The following is a 19770-nucleotide window of genomic DNA, read 5'->3' on the forward strand; positions in this document are numbered from 1 at the left end:
AGTCTGACGTTTGGTGACAGCGTCAAGACGGATTTAAAGGGAAACCGCCTTAGCGGCGACGCTTCGGTATCCGTTTGGGAAAACCTACTGGACCTAAGACGCAGTTTTTACTCTTTAAGTGACCACTCGGATACATAATCTACTATAAAAGGACAATACTCCTTTTATACACATAGAATAGGATCGATGATAAGCCAATGAAGGAATCTGTAAAACAATCTTTACAATGGAGCTGGATGATTGCCGTTATCACCTTGGTGTTAGCGGCAATTTTTGCTATTATATCAACCCTTGTTCTCAGCGGTGTCATATGGGCTGTCGGAATGATGATTGTGTTTATGATCGTTCTCATAGGGGTAATCTTTGATACGATAGGTGTAGCTGCGACAGCAGCCAACGAAAAGCCGTTTCATGCCATGGCAGCCGAGAGATTGCCAGGTGCGAAACAATCTGTACATATTACTCGGAATGCGGACAAGTTTGCAAACTTCTGTAATGATGTAATCGGTGATATAGCCGGTGTAATTAGTGGTACAGCCTCCGCTTATGTCGTACTTCAGCTTTCTTTCCAAATGGGGTACGGTGAAGGTTCGAACATGCAGTTCATTATTAATGTTATCTTTACGAGTATCGTAGCTGCCTTGACAGTAGGCGGTAAATCAGTCGGAAAAACACTTGCAATTGAATACTCCACGCCGATCATATATCAAGTGGGTAGATTATTTTATATTTTAGAGGTAAAATTGAACATAATTATCTTTAGTTCAAAAAAACGCAAAAAAAAGGGCAAGAAGAAAAACAAACGAAAGTGAGGGTTTTTCTTGGATTTAACAAAAATTAAAGACCCTGAATTCCTGAAACATTATCGTAATGAAGAATTAGAAGACTTGGCAAAGGATATCCGAGAATTCCTAATCAGTAAGCTCTCGGTTTCAGGTGGACATCTGGGACCAAACCTCGGGGTTGTAGAATTAACGTTAAAGCTCCATCAATTGTTCGATAGTCCTAAAGACAAGTTCCTTTGGGATGTCGGTCACCAAGCATATGTCCATAAAATCCTAACAGGCAGAGCAGATCAATTTGACTCGCTAAGGCAATATAAAGGATTATGCGGGTTCCCAAAACGCTCAGAAAGTCAGCATGATGTTTGGGAAACGGGACATAGTTCCACGTCCTTATCGGGAGCCATGGGTATGGCAGTCGCAAGAGATTTGAAGGGTACTGATGAAAATGTCGTTGCCATTATTGGTGACGGAGCCTTAACCGGCGGTATGGCATTAGAAGCGCTTAACCACATCGGACATGAGCAAACGGATCTAATTGTAGTATTGAACGACAATGAAATGTCCATTGCTCCAAACGTAGGTGCATTGCACAGCATGCTTGGCCGTATGCGTACAGCCGGCAAATACCAAAAAGCAAAAGAAGAGCTTGAAATGCTTATCAAACGAATTCCTGCTTTTGGTGGGCGCCTTGCTGCAACAGCTGAGCGGGTGAAAGACAGCTTAAAGTATTTGCTTGTTTCTGGCATGTTCTTCGAAGAGATGGGCTTTACTTACTTAGGTCCCGTAGATGGGCATGACTTGGAGGATCTTCATGAAAATATGAAGTACGCCAAGAAGACAAAAGGTCCAGTTTTAATCCACGTGATCACAAAAAAAGGAAAAGGCTATGAGCCGGCCGAATTGGATGCAAAAGGTACTTGGCACGGCCTTGGACCCTACAAAATAGAGTCAGGGGAAGTCGTTAAAAAGCCGGGACCTCCCGGGTATAGTGCTGTTTTTGCCAATACATTGAAAAAAATCGCCAGACAAGATGAACGAGTAGTCGCTATTACGGCGGCAATGCCAGGCGGAACAAAACTTGATGAATTTGCAAAAGAATTTCCTGACAGAATGTTCGATGTGGGTATTGCGGAGCAACATGCGACCACGATGAGTGCAGGGCTTGCAACACAAGGGTTAAAGCCGGTCTTTGCAGTGTACTCTACTTTTTTGCAAAGAGGCTATGATCAGCTGGTTCACGACGTATGCAGGCAGAACTTGAATGTATTTTTCGCTATCGACCGTTCCGGTCTAGTGGGAGCTGATGGTGAAACACATCAAGGAGTCTTTGATATCTCATACTTACGTCATTTGCCGAACATAAAAATTCTGATGCCAAAAGATGAAAATGAACTTCAGCACCTTGTCTACACTGCCGTCGCTCATGATGATGGACCAATTGCCATAAGGTACCCTCGAGGTAATGGATATGGCGTGAAAATGGATGAGGACTTAAAGCAACTGCCGATTGGTAAGTGGGAAGTACTGAAGGACGGTAAAGATGTAACGATCCTTACATTTGGAACCATGATCCCTGTGGCCATGGACGCTGCAAAACGTCTCGAAGCAGAAGGAATTCAAGCTGAAGTGATAAATGCACGCTCCATCAAGCCTCTTGATGAAGCTATGCTCACTGAGCTGGCTGTAAAAAATAAACCAATAGTTACGTTGGAAGAACATGCTCTTATGGGCGGATTTGGAAGCGCCGTGTTGGAATACTTTCACGACCAGCACTACCACTCTGTTACAGTAGATAGAATGGGCATACCCGATCGTTATATTGAGCACGGTAGCGTATCGGAGCTGTGGGAAGAGATTGGACTCACTCCTGCAAAAGTCGCTGAACGGGTCGTTGACCTTTTGCCGCGGAAAAGACAAAGAGCATAGTATCGGAGAGAATGAACAAACATGGAAAAAAAACAGCGTCTCGATATCCTTTTGGTAGAAAAGGGGTTAATCGAAACACGTGAAAAAGCAAAACGTACGATTATGGCTGGACTAGTCTTTGCGGATGAAGAACGCATCGACAAGCCCGGGACTAAAATTAAGCCTGATAGTAAATTGGAGATTAAAGGTCAAACCTTACGATATGTAAGTCGTGGCGGTCTAAAGTTTGAAGGAGCTATAAAAGCATTCAACTTGGACCTTGAAGATAAGATCGTTATTGATATCGGCTCGTCTACAGGTGGTTTCACCGATTGTGCTTTACAAAATGGAGCTAGTCGCGTCTATGCTGTTGATGTAGGTTATAACCAGTTGGCTTGGAAGTTACGACAAGACGAGCGTGTTGTTGTAATGGAGCGTACCAATTTTCGTTATGCAAAACCTGAAGATTTTACAGAGGGGCTTCCACAGTTTGCAACAATAGATGTATCTTTTATTTCCCTTAGGCTGATTCTTCCTCCTCTAAAAGAGATTCTCACGATTGGTGGAGAGGGCTCTGCATTGATTAAACCTCAATTTGAAGCCGGACGGGAAGAAGTGGGGAAGAATGGTATTATTCGTGATCGCAACGTTCATGAGAAGGTCGTTCGTGATATGGTTACCTTTACGGAAAACCTCGGTTTTCAAGTCTCTCACGTGATCCCTTCCCCGATAAGAGGTGGGGAAGGAAACATCGAATTTCTTATGTACTTTAAGAAGCTAAACGAAAATGAAGATGCGATTCCTTTTACTGGTGATGTGTGCGAGATCGTATCTCAAGCCCACGCTGAAAAGGAAAAGCGATAATTGTCATCGGAGACATCACACTGTTGTCTCCTTTTCTGTGTGATTAAATGTAGGTGTGTTGTGAAATGGCGGATTTTTAGATAAGATACATAGTAGATATGATAAGTATTAATGAATAAGTATAATCATTCAATGAAAAACCCAGGTTCAAAGTGACGGAGGAGAACGTATGAATAAAGGACAGCGCCACATAAAGATTCGAGAAATCATTACAAATAATGAAGTTGAAACGCAGGATGACCTTGTTGCATTTTTACGAAATGCCGGCTTTAACGTAACCCAAGCCACAGTGAGTAGAGATATCAAGGAATTACACTTAGTAAAAGTACCTATGATGGACGGTAGGTACAAATACAGTTTGCCAGCAGATCAACGGTTTAACCCGTTGCAAAAACTAAAGCGTGCCCTTATGGACAGTTTTGTTTCCATTGAGCATACAAACAATATGATCGTCATGAAGACGATGCCCGGAAATGCGAATGCCGTTGGGGCTTTGATTGATAACCTTGATTGGAATGAAGTGCTTGGAACGATTTGTGGCGATGATACGATCCTCATTATTTGTAGACAGGATACGGACACTGAACCCGTGAGTGAACGATTTTTAGATATGCTATAGAATTCGTTTAAAAGGACGTGATTGTCGTTGTTAGTGGAACTATCCATAAAGAATTTTGCTATTATTGACCATGTTACTGTTCCTTTTGAGGAAGGACTGACTGTACTTAGTGGAGAGACAGGTGCCGGTAAATCAATTATCATCGATGCCATAGGGCTATTAATAGGTGGAAGAGGTTCGGTCGAATTTGTAAGGCATGGAAGTAAGCGTGCTGAGATAGAAGGGCTATTTTCAGTTGATCCGTCAAATGATATCCATTCTCTTATGGAAGAGGTAGGTATTGAGGTAGCCGGAGATGATATGGTTGTACTAAGGAGAGAAATTACGAGTCAAGGAAAAAGCATCTGCCGTGTCAATGGAAAACTCGTTACTTTGGCGATCCTTCGTCAGCTGGGACAAATGCTCGTAGATATTCACGGACAACATGAGCACCAGCAACTCCTTCAAGTGGACAAGCACCTCTTTTTGCTCGATCGTTATGCGGAAAATGAGATCAAAGAAGCGAAAGAAGAGTATCAATCGATCTACAAACGCTTCATTGAGACCAAAAAAAGCTTCGAGAAATTGTCTGCTAATGAACAGCAAATGGCACAACGGCTTGATTTAATTAAATATCAATTGAGTGAAATTGAAAATGCTGATCTCAAACCAAACGAAGATGATGAACTGCAAATGGAAAAACAAAAGCTTGGGAATAGTGAACAGTTATATCAAAATGTTCATGATAGTCATCAAGCATTATACGGTGAAAATAAAGGACTTGAATGGATTATGGTGGCATTGAATCAAATGGAAGAGGCTCAAGAGCTGGATCCTGAATTAAAAAATATTCAAGAAACGATTGCAAACTGCTATTATTTATTAGAGGAAACGGCTTTTACATTAAGGGATTATGTAGAAAACATCGAGTTTAATCCTGATCGATTAAATGATATTGAAGGCAGACTTAGTGAAATCAATACGTTAAAGCGAAAGTATGGCGAGAGTGTTAATACCATTCTTGAATATGCCTCTAAAATTGAAGAAGAAGTGGAAACGCTTGAAAATAAAGATGAACACTTGCAGAAGTGGGCAGATGAACTTGAAGCCCTGCAAAAAGATTTGACTGTTGAAGCCAAAAATCTGACAAAGCTTCGAGAGAAACAGGCCACTGAGCTCACAAAAGACATTCAAAGGCAATTAAAGGCCCTCTACATGGAAAAGACGAAGTTCGAAGTGACCTTTCACCCGGAAAAGAGTGGTTCTTTTACTAAGGATGGGGTAGATCAAATCGAATTTATGGTTGCTACTAACCAAGGTGAACCGTTAAAGCCGTTGGTTAAGGTTGCATCAGGCGGTGAAATATCGCGAATTATTCTGGCTTTAAAGTCCATATTGGCAAGCCACGAAGGTGTTACCTCTCTCATTTTTGATGAAGTGGACACTGGTGTCAGTGGTAGAGTAGCCCAAGCAATTGCTGAAAAAATACATCATATTTCTATCGGTTCTCAAGTTCTTTGTATTACTCACCTTCCTCAAGTAGCTGCGATGGCAGATACACATCTGTTCATTGCCAAAGGTGAAAAAGGCGGACGAGTGACCACAGAAGTGACCCCCCTCACATCCGATGAAAAAGTGGATGAAATTGGTCGTATGATTTCTGGTGTAGAGATTACCGATCTTACACGGAAACATGCTGAAGAACTTCTCATCCAAGCAGAAGAAACGAAAAAGAAGCAAGTGTCGTAATCCAAGCTCAAAAGGGACTAACCCTTTTGAGTTTTTTTATTTATCAATTTGGATACAGTTATTCCCTCTTTAGTGAAAATCCTTATCTATCAAGGAAGAACGGGTCATTTTCTATATCTTCCTGTTATAAATGATTCTTTTCAAGGCTACATTATAGATACAGCCATGATGGAGGTGCAGGTCGGGAGCGAGGAGAGTGAAAGCAATTTGAAAAATGGAATGATAAAAAAAGCCGTTGGGGCATTTCTCCTTGTATTGCTATTCAGCGCTGCGTTTTATCCTCCCCTTCAACAATATGTTCATACACCGGCAGACGTTTTTGTTTTTGAATCTCAAGAGCTTGCCTTGGATACACCACTACAAGTACTTGATTCTGACGATGCCATTGACGTTTTTTCTCAAGACAACCAAACAACCTTAACAGGTGCAAAACCGGGTAGCGGAAAAATTCATTTGGGGGTGGCCGGTTTTCCTTTAAAAGCGATGGATGTCACGGTATTACCTGAGAAGAAAATCATCCCGGGAGGACAATCAATTGGGGTGCGCGTTCATACGCAAGGGGTTTTAGTAGTTGGGCATCATCTTGTGGACACGGAAAAGGGAGCACGATCACCTGGTGAAAAAGCCGGGGTTGAAGTTGGAGATATGATTACGAGCATGAATGGTAAAGAAATTAAAGACATGAGCGAGATTACCGGTATTGTACAAGCGGCCGGTAAAGAGGGAAGACCAATCAAGCTGAAAGTGAAGCGGGGAGAAGAAACTTTAAATCGTGAATTAATGCCGTTAAAAGCAAAAGGGGAACACTCATACCGTCTTGGGCTTTATATTCGAGACTCTGCAGCGGGAGTGGGAACGCTAACGTTTTATGATCCTGACTCCAAAAAGTATGGGGCTTTGGGTCACGTGATTTCAGATATGGATACAAAAGAGCCGATTCACGTCAATGATGGGGAAATTCTCTCATCGAGAGTCACATCAATTGAAAAAGGGCTTAATGGTGAACCGGGAGAAAAGTTAGCTCGCTTTTCGAGTGAACGAAAAGTTCTCGGAGATATAAATAAAAACAGTGCATTTGGCATTTTTGGCACATTGAATGCACCTATTTTGAACGGCGGATGGGATGAGCCAATGGAAATTGGATTATCTGATCAAGTCAAAGAAGGGCCTGCGGAAATCTTGACAGTTGTCAACGGGGAAGAAGTGGAGAAATTCAGTATAGAAATTGTCAACAGTACAGTGCAAAAGTTTCCTGCAACCAAAGGGATGGTCATTAAAGTAACGGATCCAAAACTCCTTGAAACAACAGGTGGGATTGTTCAAGGCATGAGCGGAAGTCCGATTATTCAGGATGGAAAAATCATTGGTGCTGTTACACATGTATTTGTAAATGATCCGACCTCAGGTTACGCATGTCATATAGAATGGATGCTTCAAGAAGCGGATGTTGATATTTATCAATCCGATACAAATGAAGCAAAGGCGAGCTGACAATCAGCCCGCCTTTTTCTTTGACGAAACGCCCATTTACTACCGCATTTTTTTCTCGATTGTCAATTGAAAAGTAGTTATTAAAACGAGTGGGATGAGTAATACGAGTAACACGGGAAGTTGCGGAAAATAAGGAATGAAAAGAGGATAAGCGGTCATAATGGCAGCTACTAAACCTACAACAAGCCACATTGCCATGTATACATGTTTACAAGCAATTTGAATTACTTGTTCTTCTCTTTCATCAGCTGAATAAAACTCGAACGGATTAAGCAGATGCTTAATGGAACGTTTCCCTTTCGGTAAGAGCTTTGAAAATACATATGCCACAATCATAGCAAAAACAAACAAAACCAGCATCGGCATAAGGTTCATTTCCATGATCCAAGGAGGTTCGGGGTTTTCTGCAATGATGGCTAATTGCTGACTAGAACGTAAGAGTTCAAACAGTCCCCATCCAAAAATAGCTAGTAGAACCAAATTGAAAAAGTATGACACACGTGCGATCTTCATTAATCATTCCCATCCTTTCTTTATTGAGAACACATCTTCTAGATTTAAGTCAAAAACATCGCTGATTTTTAACGCCAGTAATACAGAGGGAAGATAATCTCCCTTTTCAATAGCGGCTATGGTTTGTCTTGTAACGCCTGCATGTTGTGCTAATGTTTGTTGCGTTAATCCTTTTCTGGCGCGCAATTCTTTTACACGGTTAAAAAGTCGATCCTCCAACGGGAATCACCTTCCATCATTTTCTAATCCCTTTCAGTGTATACTATGCTTAACACGATGTAAAGAGTACTTAACATTATAATGTTAAATAATTTATATAATATTTTTTGGGAGCTGGCAGATGTAATGAAGATTACATTTCACTCCATTTATCGTTGATGATGATACAGAAAACGATCCTGAGTTTAAAGTAACACCTCCTTTTCCTAATGAGCAGTGATAATACTAATTGGAATGTATGTTACAATGAATAGAGATTTTTCGACAAAACCTTGAAAAAGACCGAAGATAAAATCGAATGTAGTCGAAAATGAGAGTAAACGTTTAAAAACGAGAGAAAAGATAAGTTTTTTTAGAAAAAATTAGAATTCGAAAAGGAATTGTTTTCTGTTTGTCGAATCTATAATTACTAAGGAAACGAAAACTGTATGGGGAGGAAATACATCGTGCAAAATGTAAAAGTGTGCGTGGCGGATGATAATCGTGAGCTTGTCATGTTGCTAGAAGAATACATTGATTCTCAAGAAGATATGGAAGTGATCGGGAAGGCTTATAATGGACAGGAATGTTTGGATTTGGTTGAGGAAGTTGAGCCGGACGTTCTTATTTTAGATATCATTATGCCCCATTTAGATGGTCTTGCCGTTTTAGATAAAATGAATGGGTTAAAGCTAAACAAGAGGCCGAACATTATTATGCTCACAGCCTTTGGTCAAGAAGATGTGACGAAGAAAGCTGTAGAATTAGGGGCTTCGTATTATATCCTTAAACCGTTTGATATGGATACATTAATTAGTAAAATTCGTGACGTAAGTGGAAACGGCTCAAGCTATGTCAAAAAGTCTGGCAGCTCTCAAAGCATGAGAAGAGAAAACAAACCGATGAACCTAGATGCGAGCATTACGAGTATTATTCATGAAATCGGTGTTCCTGCCCACATTAAAGGTTACATGTATTTAAGAGAAGCGATTACGATGGTTTATAATGACATTGAATTGCTCGGCTCCATTACAAAAGTACTGTACCCTGACATTGCAAAGAAATACAACACAACCGCCAGTCGTGTAGAGCGTGCGATTCGTCATGCAATTGAAGTAGCATGGAGTAGAGGAAACATTGAATCGATCTCCAAAATGTTTGGCTATACCGTGAGTGTGTCAAAAGCCAAACCGACAAACTCAGAGTTTATTGCAATGGTGGCAGATAAGCTGAGAATTGAACACAAAGTTAGCTAAACTAACGAAATGGTGACCGAAGACAACTCGTCTTCGATCACTTTTTTTATTGTATGGGAAACGAAAGTCTGGCTTTCATTTGGATAAATGGTTTCCCGGGTTTAGCCTCCAGCGCCAGCACGCATCTTCTTAAGCCTTCGTAACGTGACTTCAGCTGAATGCGTCCCCCATATGCTTGTACTCTCAAAGCAAGGAAACGAAAAATGTTACCATCACAAGCCAAAAGCCAAGTTTTCTATCTCGGACCTTACCTGAGCAAGTTGCTTTTGTTTCTTCTAATAAGCTTGTTATTTGGGTATATTTTGTAAATATGGTTCTTTGAGTGAAAAATAGTTCAATCGTACATACTAAGCGTAATCTAATGTACAGGGGGACAAGGCCATGAATGGACCTGTCATCGTTGGAGTAGGATATTACGGTGAAAAAACAAAAGATTTGGTAAGGGAAATACCCGATCGCTCCGTTGCGCTTATTAATCATAAGGATATTGATGCAGTAGCTGCAGAATCTTTAATTAAAAAAGAAGTCAAAGCCATTATTAATTATAGTGAATCCATGACGGGAACGTTTTACCATGAAGGGGTAAAAATGCTGTTAGAACATCACATCCCTGTTTATGATCTTTTGCCACCTCATGATATTGGTCCATTGAAAGAAGTCCCTGTTATGGTCAATGACGATGGCTTTTTCACCAAGGATAAAAACCTTTGGGAAAATAGATGTGAAGTGAGGAAATGGGACGCAACAAAAGTAATGATGAAAATTACAGAGAGTCAAAATAGACAAATGGTAACATACAAAACATTTATGGAAAATAGTTTAGCGTTTGCCAACGATGAGCTTACTCAATTTGTGAAAAGTGTTGAAAGTTTGCGTGTCTTCTCGCAAATGGAGGGAAAAAATGTCATCGTCGTAGCAAGAGGGACAGGATATGTTAACGACTTAATTTATTGGAAAGAGATGATGTGTGACCCGAATACAGTGATAATTGCAGTAGATGGGGCTTGCGAAGGTGTTGATCAAATTGGCTCAAAAGCTGATTATATTGTTGGAGATATGGATTCTGTTCCAAAAGAGATGTTTTATCATCCTGCAATCTTTATTGCTCATGCCTATTTAGACGGAAATAGCCCAGGGAATGAACGTTTGCAGGAGATAGGGAGAACGGCAATTACGTGCAGATTTCCTGGTGTGAGTGAAGACTTAGCAGTGGCTTTGGCTTGTAAATCAGGTGCAAATCATGTGTATACCATTGGTTTACGAAGCGGCTATCTAGAAATGCTTGAAAAGAATCGTCCCGGGATGGGGTCCACCATTCTAACGAAAGCTTTCTTTGGTGATCGTATTAGTGATTTAAAAGGAACTCATCACTTTCAACAATCTTCATCTGACTTATTTAGTCCAAGAAAAAGGAGTGTTCATCGTATCTTGGGTGAGGAAAGGGATTGGAATGTGAGTGAGGAGGGGCGAAGATGAAAGTCGATGTTGTTATTCCTGCTTATAATGAAGAAGCAAACATTGGTCAGACTCTTCAAGTCCTGTCATGTGCAGATTGGGTGAACCGTATCTATGTCATTGATGATGGGAGCACGGATAGCACTTACACTGTGGCACTTCAGTTTACCAAGGATGTCTTACGGTTTCATATAAATCAAGGGAAGGCTCAAGCTGCAATGACAGGATTAAAGCAGACAAAGAGTGATTATGTGATGCTGTTGGATGCGGATTTAAGGCGTAGCGTTTCAGAAGCTCATAAACTTTTAATCCCTCTCTCTTTAAATATTGCGGATGTTGTTGTAGCTAAATTTCCTGCAGACGGAAAAAAACAAGGATTTGGTATGATGAAGAGGCGTGCACAACGTGTCATTGAACAAAGGTATCAGATGCACATGACTTGCCCTCTTTCTGGTCAGAGAGCTTTTCATCGAAAATGGATCGGTTGTTTATCGGAAGATGTGCGTCATAGTCGTTACGGTTTTGAAATGGCGTGTAATTTGGATTTTCTTTACCATGGGGCAAGGATTCAAGAAGTACCTGTAGTCATGGAGCATAGTGGGTACGGTAAGACGGTGCGTGGTATGTTGCATAGGGCTAGGCAATGGTATGAAATGGAGAGGATCTTATGGCAACGTACATCTGGAAACCACTTTTAGTTGTTTTGTTTTATACATTTACAAGAAAACACTTTATCCAGAATGGGTGGACAGTCAAGAATTTTAGTGAGAAGTGGGTCCCATATAATTTTGGTATGGTCTTATTGCTTTGGATTACCCTTGAGATGATTCACCCCGGGCTTACAGTTATCTCTATTGTGGATTATGGATTTTTGTTTTGCTTATGGCTAATTGGCTGGTTGGACGATCGGTTTGGTCAAGCGTACCCAAAAGGGATTAAAGGTCACCTCTACTACTGTTTATCAAGATACACGTTAACGACAGGATTAGTTAAGGCGGTAGGAGGTGTGGTACTCGCAGCTTCCTATCTGTTACTTTTACACCGCCAGGGCACGGTTACGCAGTTGGAAGCATTATTTTATATGCCACTATTGATTTTAATGCCTCATGTTTTTAATTTATTGGATACAAGACCCCTGAGAGTTATGAAAGTAGCGATGGTCGTAATACTTGTTGTTTTACTTGTATTAGGGAGTTTACCTGTCTTGAGTGGACTCATTGTGTTGTTTGTTTTATGGTTCAAGGAAGAAGGTCATGAGAAAACAATGCTTGGAGACAATGGAGCCGTTTTGATAGGAGGGTACTTAGTTGTTACAATGGTTCATGCGGGTTCCGATCTTTTGGTGTTTATTTTTTCCCTCATATGTGTAGGTGTAACTTTCCTTGCTGAAAGGTACTCAATATCAAAGCTGATTGAAGAGATAAAAATGCTGAATAGAATTGATCTTTTTGGTCGAAAGAAAAGTCCTTTATAAAAAGGGTCCCCTCTCGTCCGTTTCACATAAGAACAGGGCTGTGAGAGGGGAATCTCACAGCCCTGTTTGGATCAGTTTTGTTTTTGAAACCTTGGTGCTACTTTATTGTTTTTACGATCGCGGTGTAGGATGAAGCCACCGATAAACCATACCCCGAATATAAGTGCGAAAAGCCCGACGAAAAATTGAAGCATTAAAAAAGGGTAAGGAGGGTTTAATATGCTAAACACAGTATCTCTCATGAGTTTGATACCATAACCTGCAATCCAACCGGGTATCACTAAAACAAGTAAAGCCATAAAGCGCTGTACCGTCATTGAAAAATTCCTCTCTCTCAGAAATATCTCCTTTCATTTTAAACGAAACAAAGTATGTCTGCAAACTTGACAATTCTTCCATACAAAAGAGCGAAGTAAGGTAGAGTAAATGAGGAAAGCCTTCTTCTCTATGACTATGCAAAAAATTGCATAAAGGGTAAACTGAAAGAAGAATGTTCGGCAAGAGGAGGTACAGGAGATATGAAAAGGATTTTGCTTATAGGAGGAGGCAAAGGAGGTGCTTCGTTATTTGATGTGCTACACTTTACTGCCTATACCAAGGTTATTGGATTGGTAGATGTAAATCCCGAAAGTCTTGGTTGCCAAAAGGCTAGAGAAGTAGGCCTGCCTGTGTATGAGGATTGGAAAGAAGCTGTTGATGAAGTTGGAGACTTTGATGCAGTGGTCGAAGTCACAGGGGATCATGATCTATATAATCAATTAAAGGACGGACTGAAGGACCTGGATGTCTCCATCATTCCCAGTTCAGTAGCTTCGATCCTCTTTTATTTAATTGAAGAAAAAGAAGAATTAATCAACGAAAAGACAGAGCACTTCTCAAAACTTGAACTGATCCTGGACTCTACCCATGACGGAATGATTGCGATTGATCAAAAGGAACGAATTACACTCATTAACAAGCGTGCTGAAGAGATGTCTGGTCTTAAGAAAATAGAGGTGATGGGGAAGGCAATTGCTGATGTACTTCCTTCAAGTGAACTACCTAGAGTTCTTAGGACAGGTGTTGTTGAAACAAACAGGCGGCAGGCGATTCATAAAAGCAGGTCAATCATTACAACACGCATGCCGATTAAAAAAGGCAGTAAAGTCATGGGAGCTCTCGGTGTATTTAAGGACATTACTGAAATTGAGCAGATGGCAGAAGAGGTAACCAATTTGAAAAGTGTTCAGACGATGCTTGAGGCCATTATTCAATCGTCTGATGATGCGATAAGTGTGGTAGATGAAGAAGGAAAAGGGTTAATGATTAACCCCGCTTACACACGTCTAACTGGGTTAACGCCGGAACAAGTGCTTCACAAACCTGCAACGACAGATATATCAGAAGGGGAGAGTATGCACCTTCAAGTTCTTGAGACGAGAAAGCCGGTTCGTGGCGCGAGGATGAAAGTGGGACCTAAGAAAAAAGACGTGATCGTTAATGTTGCCCCTGTTATAGTTGATGGGGTTTTAAAAGGTAGTGTTGGTGTTATACACGATGTTTCGGAACTGGAGATCTTAAACACCGAGCTTGAAAGAGCAAAACAAATCATTCGAACGCTCGAAGCCAAATATACGTTTGATGATATTATGGGTGATTCTGAAGAATTTACTTTTGCAATTGAACAGGCGAAGATGGCTGCTAAAACACCTGCTACCATCTTGCTAAGGGGAGAATCAGGAACAGGAAAAGAACTCTTTGCACACGCGATACATAATGCAAGTGATCGGAAATACAACAAATTTGTAAGAGTGAATTGTGCAGCCATTTCAGAAAGTCTCCTTGAAAGTGAGCTCTTCGGTTATGAGGAAGGGGCCTTCTCTGGAGCAAAGCGTGGTGGCAAGAAGGGGTTATTCGAAGAAGCTCATGGTGGAACGATCTTTCTTGACGAAATCGGGGAACTAAAAAGTCAAACGCAAGCAAAACTATTAAGAGTTTTGCAAGAAAAAGAGGTCGTGCGAGTAGGGAGTACGAAAACGCTGGACATTGATGTACGTGTTGTGGCGGCTACAAACGTTAATCTTGAGGAAAAAATGAATAATCATGAATTCAGAAGTGATTTGTACTATCGATTGAATCGAATGCCGATTCAAATTCCGCCTCTAAGAGACAGGAAGGAAGATTTGGATAAGTTGTGTAGACACTTATTAACAAAATTAAATCAAGACTATGGTAGAAACGTAAAAGGTCTAACTACTGAGGCAATTAATCACTTGCGTTCCTATTCATGGCCTGGCAATGTCCGGGAGTTAGAGAACGTACTAGGAAGAGCTATGATTCATACTCATTACTCTGTTCATTTCCTTGATCACCATCATCTACCCGCATTCACGGAAGACCCGCTCGTTGAAGCAAGTCAGCTAAAACCGAGGAAACAAATGACTGAGATCAAAAGCCTTGCGGATCAAATTGCAGAGAAAGAAAAAGAAGTCATAGTAGAGGCACTTACTGTATGTGAGGGCAACAAAACAAAAACAGCCCAAGCGCTCGGCCTATCCATTCGTAATTTATACTACAAAATGGACAAGCTATCCATTGAGAGATTCTAATGTTGCAAAAATATGCCTGCAAAATTTTGCGCACCATGAAAAATATTGCGTATTTGTGTTAGTGTAGTAAAAGGGAAACGCACTTCCTGTAAGCGTTTCATCCAAAAAAATAATTGGCACGGAACTTGCATTAAAATAAAGGTGGAACATCGGCATCTAGAAAGGCGGGTAAAGAATGACATTTGATGAGTTGTTGAATCAAATAAAAGACCAATCTGGTAACAGAACCATTGCCGTAGCTCATGCAACCGATGAAGGACTTTTTCATTGTGCAAAACGGGCAATTGAACTTGGAATCGCTTCATTTATCTTCGTGGGACCAAAAAGTACTTTGACCAGTCTGTCTGAAAAAACAGACCTTAACGAGAGTGAGAAACTTCGTTTTGTAGATAGTGTCGACGAAGCTCAATCTGCAAAAAAAGCGGCCTCCTTAGTAGGAACAGGTGAAGCAGACGTTTTAATGAAAGGGATGCTTGGCACCTCAACTCTATTAAAAGCCGTATTAGATAAAGAACATGGTTTAAGAACAGGTAACGTTCTTTCACACGTAGCTGCGTTTGATTTTCCTGAGCGAGAACGTCTCTTATTTTTAACAGATGCGGCGATGAATATTGCACCTGATTTAAAAAATAAAGTAGCAATCACTGAAAATGCTGTTCGAGTAGCTCAAAAGATTGGGATTGAAACACCAAATGTTGCTGTCCTTGCTGCAGTGGAAACGGTCAACCCTGCAATGGAAGCGACATTGGATGCTGCGTCACTTACCCAAATGAATCAAAGAGGCCAGCTGAAAGGATGCAACGTTGATGGGCCTTTGTCCTTCGATATTGCTGTGTCTCCTGAAGCGGCAAAACAAAAAGGAGTTTATTCCCAAGTAGCAGGTCATGCAGATATTCTTGTTGCCCCGACAATAGAAGTGGGAAATGCCTTGTACAAATCATTTACGATTTTCGGGGGCGCTCAAGTAGGAGGCATGATCGCCGGTGCTAAAGCTCCGATCGTACTGACATCTCGGGCTGACTCTATAGAAAGTAAACTACTGTCCATTGCGATTGCGGTAGGATCTGTCTAACGTAAAAAGGGAAAATAAAATAAAGAGTACGATTAAGAAGATACGGCGGGAAAGAATCCGCAATCATGAGGAGGAAATGAGAATGGAAATTTTTAAGTATATGGAGAGTTATGATTACGAGCAAGTGGTTGTATGTCAAGATAAACAGTCAGGTTTAAAAGCGATTATCGCTATTCACGATACGACACTAGGGCCAGCCTTGGGTGGAACGCGTATGTGGACTTATGAGACAGAAGAGCAAGCTTTTGAAGATGCCCTAAGACTTGCAAAAGGCATGACTTACAAAAATGCCGCAGCAGGTCTAAATCTTGGTGGAGGAAAAACAGTTATCATTGGTGATCCTCGTAAAGATAAAAATGAAGCGATGTTTAGAGCTTTCGGTCGATACATCCAAGGCTTAAATGGTCGCTATATTACTGCTGAAGACGTAGGAACAACCGTAGAAGACATGGACCTTGTTTATCAAGAAACAGAATTTGTTACTGGGATTTCTCCGGCATTTGGTTCGTCCGGAAATCCATCGCCAGTCACAGCTTACGGCGTTTATGTAGGGATGAAAGCGGCTGCAAAAGAGGCGTTTGGAACGGATTCTCTTGAAGGGAAACGAGTAGCCGTTCAAGGGATTGGAAATGTTGCATTTAATCTATGTCGTCACCTTCACCAAGAAGGAGCTCACTTGATCGTTACAGATATTAATGAAGATGCAGTAGCCCGTGCGGTGGCAGAGTTTGGTGCGGAAAGTGTAGGAATTAACGATATTTATAGCGTTGATTGTGATATCTATGCTCCATGTGCACTTGGAGCAACGATCAATGATGAAACACTATCTCAATTAAAGGCAAAAGTCATTGCTGGAGCTGCAAACAATCAACTTAAAGAAACCCGTCATGGTGACGCACTAGAAGAAAAAGGGATGATCTATGCTCCGGATTACGTAATTAATTCAGGTGGAGTGATCAACGTAGCGGATGAGCTTAATGGTTACAACCGGGAACGTGCGATGAAAAAAGTTGAAACCATTTATGATAACATTTCAAAAATCTTCGAGATTGCTAAACGTGATAACATCCCTACTTATATGGCGGCAGATCGTATGGCTGAAGAGCGGATTGAAACGATGAGGAAGTCAAGAAAACAATTTTTGCAAAATGATATGAGCATTTTAAGTCGAGGTCGAAGATAATAAAGAGTAGAAGCTTCCGCCATTATGGCGGGATGCTTTCGTTTAATTTGATGGAGGGAATACGAAGTGGAACAAACAGAATACCGAATTTTAGCGATCAACCCAGGTTCAACATCAACGAAAATAGGGATTTTTGATAATGAAAGGTCAATTGTGGAAGAGACGATTCGCCATGACCGTGATACTTTGGCTACATACGACTCCATTATTGATCAATATCCATTTCGTAAACAAATGATACTAGAAACTCTTGATCAACAAGGGATTAACTTGTCTAAACTGTCTGCGGTTGTTGGAAGAGGCGGTCTTCTTCGTCCCATCGAAGGTGGAACGTATGAAGTGAACGAGTCCATGTTAAAAGATTTAAGAGAAGGCTACTCAGGGCAACATGCTTCAAACCTCGGAGGGATTTTAGCTAATGAGATTGCCGAACAATTTAATATCCCTTCATACATTGTTGACCCTGTAGTTGTCGACGAGCTTGATGACATTGCTAAGGTATCAGGTTTTGCGGACTTTGAAAGAAAAAGCATTTTTCATGCACTGAACCAAAAAGCAGTAGCTAGAAGGGTCGCAAAGGAAAAAGGTTATAAGTATGAAGAGATGAACCTGATCGTGGTCCACATGGGCGGAGGAATTACTGTAGGAGCTCACAAACAAGGTCGTGTTATTGATGTGAATAACGGGTTACACGGTGAAGGGCCATTCTCACCTGAACGTGCCGGTACGGTACCAGCGGGAGATTTGGTTGCCATGTGTTTTAGTGGTGAGTACTACTCGGATGAAATTATGAAGAAGATTGTAGGACAAGGTGGACTTGTAGGTTATTTGGGAACAAATGATGCTATCGAAGTAGAGAAAAGAATTGCTTCAGGGGATGAAAAGGCCGAACTTGTCTATCATGCAATGGCTTATCAGATTGCAAAGGAAATTGGCGCCTCAGCAGCGGTTTTAAAAGGTGAAGTGGACGCTGTCATCCTTACAGGCGGGCTTGCTTACGGAAAAGACTTTATCAATCGCATTATTGAACGTATCCATTGGATCTCCGATGTTATTGTGAAGCCCGGAGAAAATGAACTAGAAGCTCTCGCAGAAGGAGCTCTACGCGTGTTAAGGGAAGAAGAGGAAGTAAAAGTCTATGGTGAAGACAGAGAGAAAGCTTCTGTTAATCACAGCTAACGAGGAGGACCAAAGATGTCTAGAGATTACGATTTGGTTATTTTAGGTGCCGGTACAGGTGGTTATGTTGCCGCAATCCGTGCCGCTCAATTAGGAATAAAAGTGGCCATTGTTGAAAAAGGTAAATTGGGCGGGACATGCTTACATAACGGGTGTATTCCGAGTAAAGCGTTACTAAGAAGTGCTGAAGTCTTCCAAACGGTTAAGAAAAGTAGCGAATTTGGAGTTACATCTGCTGAGCCGATCCTGGACTTTAGCCAAGTGCAAAAACGTAAAGAAACAATTGTTGACCAGCTGTATAAGGGTGTTCAACACTTGATGAAAAAAGGAAAGATTGATGTATACAAAGGACACGGTCGTATACTTGGCCCATCGATCTTTTCGCCATCACCTGGTACGATCAGCGTTGAAAACCTTGACGGTACCGATAATGAAATGCTTGTACCAAAGAACGTGTTGATTGCAACGGGAAGTCATCCAAAAACACTTCCGGGTCTTGAACTTAACGGAACTACGATTCTTTCATCGGATGATGCCCTAAAGCTCGAAGCCCTTCCTCAGTCAATCACAATTATTGGCGGAGGTGTAATTGGGGTGGAGTGGGCGTCAATGCTTGCTGACTTTGGAGTAGAAGTAACGGTCTTAGAGTATGCACCAAACGTTCTTCCCCTTGAGGATGAGGATATCTCCAAAGAGATGAAACGTTCCTTAAAAAAGAAGAAAATCAATGTGATTACAAATGCTAAAGTACTTTCTAATGAAGTTGAAGAACAAGATGGTCAGGTTACCATTCCTTATGAGCATAAAGGGGAAACAAAAGCTGTGACCAGTGAAAAGGTCCTCGTATCTGTTGGACGAGCGGCAAATGTGGATGATATAGGGCTACAAAATACAGATATTCAAGTTGAGAACGGATACATTTCTGTTAACGAACATTATCAGACAAAGGAATCTCATATCTATGCGATCGGTGATGTAATCGGTGGACTACAGCTTGCTCATGTCGCGTCACATGAGGGTATTGCAGCTGTTGAGCATATGAATGGTCTCGATACCCACTTCATTGACCCTGATATGGTAGCAAAGTGTACCTATTCATCTCCAGAAGTTGCAAATGTAGGATTAACCGAAAAAGCGGCTAAAGAAAAAGGATACGATGTAAAGACAGGAACATTTCCTTTTAAAGCCATTGGAAAAGCTCTTGTATATGGAGATACAACCGGTTTTGTAAAATTTGTTTCTGATGCTAAAACCGATGACCTCTTAGGGGTTCACATGATTGGCCCCCACGTCACAGACATGATTTCGGAAGCCGCATTGGCTAAAGTGTTGGATGCAACTCATTGGGAAGTAGCTGAGACGATCCATCCCCATCCGAGTTTGTCAGAAGCAATCGGTGAGGCAGCTTTGGCAGTAGACGGGAAAGCTATTCATGGATAATACAAAGATGGAACGATTTA

General features: G+C 41.2%; 18 protein-coding genes. 15 read left to right on the forward strand and 3 right to left on the reverse strand.

The features are described 5' to 3' along the window. The first annotated feature begins 197 nt into the window (after positions 1–197). From G476_RS0106190 to spoIVB, 6 genes are all read left to right on the forward strand, one after another. Entirely contained in the window at positions 198–812 is a 615-nt protein-coding gene (locus tag G476_RS0106190) for a hypothetical protein (RefSeq protein WP_026689324.1), read from the forward strand. 9 nt (positions 813–821) lie between these two features. Further along, positions 822–2711 carry a 1-deoxy-D-xylulose-5-phosphate synthase gene (gene dxs / locus G476_RS0106195; RefSeq protein WP_026689325.1) on the forward strand — a complete coding sequence of 630 codons (1890 nt, stop codon included), beginning with the start codon at positions 822–824 and terminating at the stop codon, positions 2709–2711. A 21-nt stretch (positions 2712–2732) separates the two neighbouring features. Then, on the forward strand, positions 2733–3554 hold the full coding sequence (locus G476_RS0106200) for a TlyA family RNA methyltransferase (RefSeq protein ID WP_026689326.1): 822 nt from the start codon (positions 2733–2735) through the stop codon (positions 3552–3554). A 169-nt stretch (positions 3555–3723) separates the two neighbouring features. Then, the gene (gene ahrC, locus G476_RS0106205; RefSeq protein ID WP_026689327.1) at positions 3724–4173 is read left to right on the forward strand and encodes a transcriptional regulator AhrC/ArgR; all 450 of its coding nucleotides are present in this window, start codon (positions 3724–3726) and stop codon (positions 4171–4173) included. A gap of 27 nt (positions 4174–4200) precedes the next feature. Then, a complete protein-coding gene (recN, locus tag G476_RS0106210) occupies positions 4201–5901 on the forward strand; it encodes a DNA repair protein RecN (protein WP_026689328.1) in 1701 nt (566 codons plus the stop codon). A 168-nt stretch (positions 5902–6069) separates the two neighbouring features. Further along, positions 6070–7392 carry a SpoIVB peptidase gene (gene spoIVB, locus G476_RS0106215; RefSeq protein ID WP_084405766.1) on the forward strand — a complete coding sequence of 441 codons (1323 nt, stop codon included), beginning with the start codon at positions 6070–6072 and terminating at the stop codon, positions 7390–7392. A 39-nt stretch (positions 7393–7431) separates the two neighbouring features. Here the strand turns inward: spoIVB and G476_RS0106220 are convergent, their stop codons facing one another. Both G476_RS0106220 and G476_RS0106225 read right to left on the reverse strand, forming a co-directional pair. Next, positions 7432–7905, reverse strand: coding sequence for a hypothetical protein (locus G476_RS0106220; RefSeq protein WP_026689330.1), 474 nt, complete (start codon positions 7903–7905; stop codon positions 7432–7434). 3 nt (positions 7906–7908) lie between these two features. Beyond that, positions 7909–8124 (reverse strand): helix-turn-helix transcriptional regulator, encoded by a 216-nt coding sequence (locus tag G476_RS0106225; protein WP_026689331.1) that lies wholly within the window; start codon positions 8122–8124, stop codon positions 7909–7911. A 446-nt stretch (positions 8125–8570) separates the two neighbouring features. Between G476_RS0106225 and spo0A the strand changes: the two genes are divergently transcribed. The 4 genes from spo0A (at position 8571) to G476_RS22815 (ending at position 12288) form a co-directional block, all read left to right on the forward strand. Beyond that, the gene (gene spo0A, locus G476_RS0106230; RefSeq protein WP_026689332.1) at positions 8571–9359 is read left to right on the forward strand and encodes a sporulation transcription factor Spo0A; all 789 of its coding nucleotides are present in this window, start codon (positions 8571–8573) and stop codon (positions 9357–9359) included. A gap of 381 nt (positions 9360–9740) precedes the next feature. Further along, the gene (gene steA / locus G476_RS0106235; RefSeq protein WP_026689333.1) at positions 9741–10835 is read left to right on the forward strand and encodes a putative cytokinetic ring protein SteA; all 1095 of its coding nucleotides are present in this window, start codon (positions 9741–9743) and stop codon (positions 10833–10835) included. Continuing rightward, positions 10832–11512, forward strand: coding sequence for a glycosyltransferase family 2 protein (locus G476_RS0106240; RefSeq protein ID WP_026689334.1), 681 nt, complete (start codon positions 10832–10834; stop codon positions 11510–11512). The genes steA and G476_RS0106240 overlap by 4 nt, the downstream gene beginning before the upstream one ends. Continuing rightward, positions 11482–12288 carry a hypothetical protein gene (locus tag G476_RS22815; protein WP_026689335.1) on the forward strand — a complete coding sequence of 269 codons (807 nt, stop codon included), beginning with the start codon at positions 11482–11484 and terminating at the stop codon, positions 12286–12288. Before G476_RS0106240 ends, G476_RS22815 begins: the two co-directional genes overlap by 31 nt. A 71-nt stretch (positions 12289–12359) precedes the next feature. Here the strand turns inward: G476_RS22815 and G476_RS0106250 are convergent, their stop codons facing one another. After that, positions 12360–12605, reverse strand: coding sequence for a DUF2627 domain-containing protein (locus G476_RS0106250; protein WP_026689336.1), 246 nt, complete (start codon positions 12603–12605; stop codon positions 12360–12362). Between the two features lie 201 nt (positions 12606–12806). On the opposite strand from G476_RS0106250, the gene G476_RS0106255 reads away from it, so the two are divergent. The 5 genes from G476_RS0106255 to lpdA all read left to right on the forward strand — a co-directional run bounded on the left by G476_RS0106255 (position 12807) and on the right by lpdA (position 19750). After that, complete coding sequence (locus G476_RS0106255; protein WP_026689337.1) at positions 12807–14876, forward strand: sigma-54 interaction domain-containing protein; 2070 nt, start codon at positions 12807–12809, stop codon at positions 14874–14876. A gap of 175 nt (positions 14877–15051) precedes the next feature. Beyond that, positions 15052–15948, forward strand: coding sequence for a bifunctional enoyl-CoA hydratase/phosphate acetyltransferase (locus tag G476_RS0106260; RefSeq protein WP_026689338.1), 897 nt, complete (start codon positions 15052–15054; stop codon positions 15946–15948). An 82-nt stretch (positions 15949–16030) separates the two neighbouring features. Continuing rightward, complete coding sequence (gene bcd / locus G476_RS0106265) at positions 16031–17131, forward strand: branched-chain amino acid dehydrogenase (RefSeq protein ID WP_026689339.1); 1101 nt, start codon at positions 16031–16033, stop codon at positions 17129–17131. A 66-nt stretch (positions 17132–17197) separates the two neighbouring features. Continuing rightward, on the forward strand, positions 17198–18310 hold the full coding sequence (gene buk / locus G476_RS0106270; protein WP_026689340.1) for a butyrate kinase: 1113 nt from the start codon (positions 17198–17200) through the stop codon (positions 18308–18310). A gap of 15 nt (positions 18311–18325) precedes the next feature. Next, complete coding sequence (gene lpdA / locus G476_RS0106275) at positions 18326–19750, forward strand: dihydrolipoyl dehydrogenase (protein ID WP_026689341.1); 1425 nt, start codon at positions 18326–18328, stop codon at positions 19748–19750. Positions 19751–19770 lie beyond the last annotated feature (20 nt).

It is taken from the genome of Alteribacter aurantiacus DSM 18675 (genome assembly GCF_000429705.1).
Taxonomy (GTDB): Bacteria; Bacillota; Bacilli; order Bacillales; family Salisediminibacteriaceae; genus Alteribacter; species Alteribacter aurantiacus.

What these genes read in the sequence shown, in the direction of transcription:
- G476_RS0106190 (WP_026689324.1), top strand. Translation starts at nt 198, where the DNA reads ATGAAGGAATCTGTAAAACAATCTTTACAATGGAGCTGGATGATTGCC.
- G476_RS0106200 (WP_026689326.1), top strand. Translation starts at nt 2,733, where the DNA reads ATGGAAAAAAAACAGCGTCTCGATATCCTTTTGGTAGAAAAGGGGTTA.
- ahrC (WP_026689327.1), top strand. Translation starts at nt 3,724, where the DNA reads ATGAATAAAGGACAGCGCCACATAAAGATTCGAGAAATCATTACAAAT.
- spoIVB (WP_084405766.1), top strand. Translation starts at nt 6,070, where the DNA reads ATGGAGGTGCAGGTCGGGAGCGAGGAGAGTGAAAGCAATTTGAAAAAT.
- G476_RS0106220 (WP_026689330.1), bottom strand. Translation starts at nt 7,905, where the DNA reads ATGAAGATCGCACGTGTGTCATACTTTTTCAATTTGGTTCTACTAGCT.
- steA (WP_026689333.1), top strand. Translation starts at nt 9,741, where the DNA reads ATGAATGGACCTGTCATCGTTGGAGTAGGATATTACGGTGAAAAAACA.
- G476_RS0106240 (WP_026689334.1), top strand. Translation starts at nt 10,832, where the DNA reads ATGAAAGTCGATGTTGTTATTCCTGCTTATAATGAAGAAGCAAACATT.
- G476_RS22815 (WP_026689335.1), top strand. Translation starts at nt 11,482, where the DNA reads ATGGCAACGTACATCTGGAAACCACTTTTAGTTGTTTTGTTTTATACA.
- G476_RS0106250 (WP_026689336.1), bottom strand. Translation starts at nt 12,605, where the DNA reads ATGACGGTACAGCGCTTTATGGCTTTACTTGTTTTAGTGATACCCGGT.
- G476_RS0106255 (WP_026689337.1), top strand. Translation starts at nt 12,807, where the DNA reads ATGAAAAGGATTTTGCTTATAGGAGGAGGCAAAGGAGGTGCTTCGTTA.
- G476_RS0106260 (WP_026689338.1), top strand. Translation starts at nt 15,052, where the DNA reads ATGACATTTGATGAGTTGTTGAATCAAATAAAAGACCAATCTGGTAAC.
- bcd (WP_026689339.1), top strand. Translation starts at nt 16,031, where the DNA reads ATGGAAATTTTTAAGTATATGGAGAGTTATGATTACGAGCAAGTGGTT.
- lpdA (WP_026689341.1), top strand. Translation starts at nt 18,326, where the DNA reads ATGTCTAGAGATTACGATTTGGTTATTTTAGGTGCCGGTACAGGTGGT.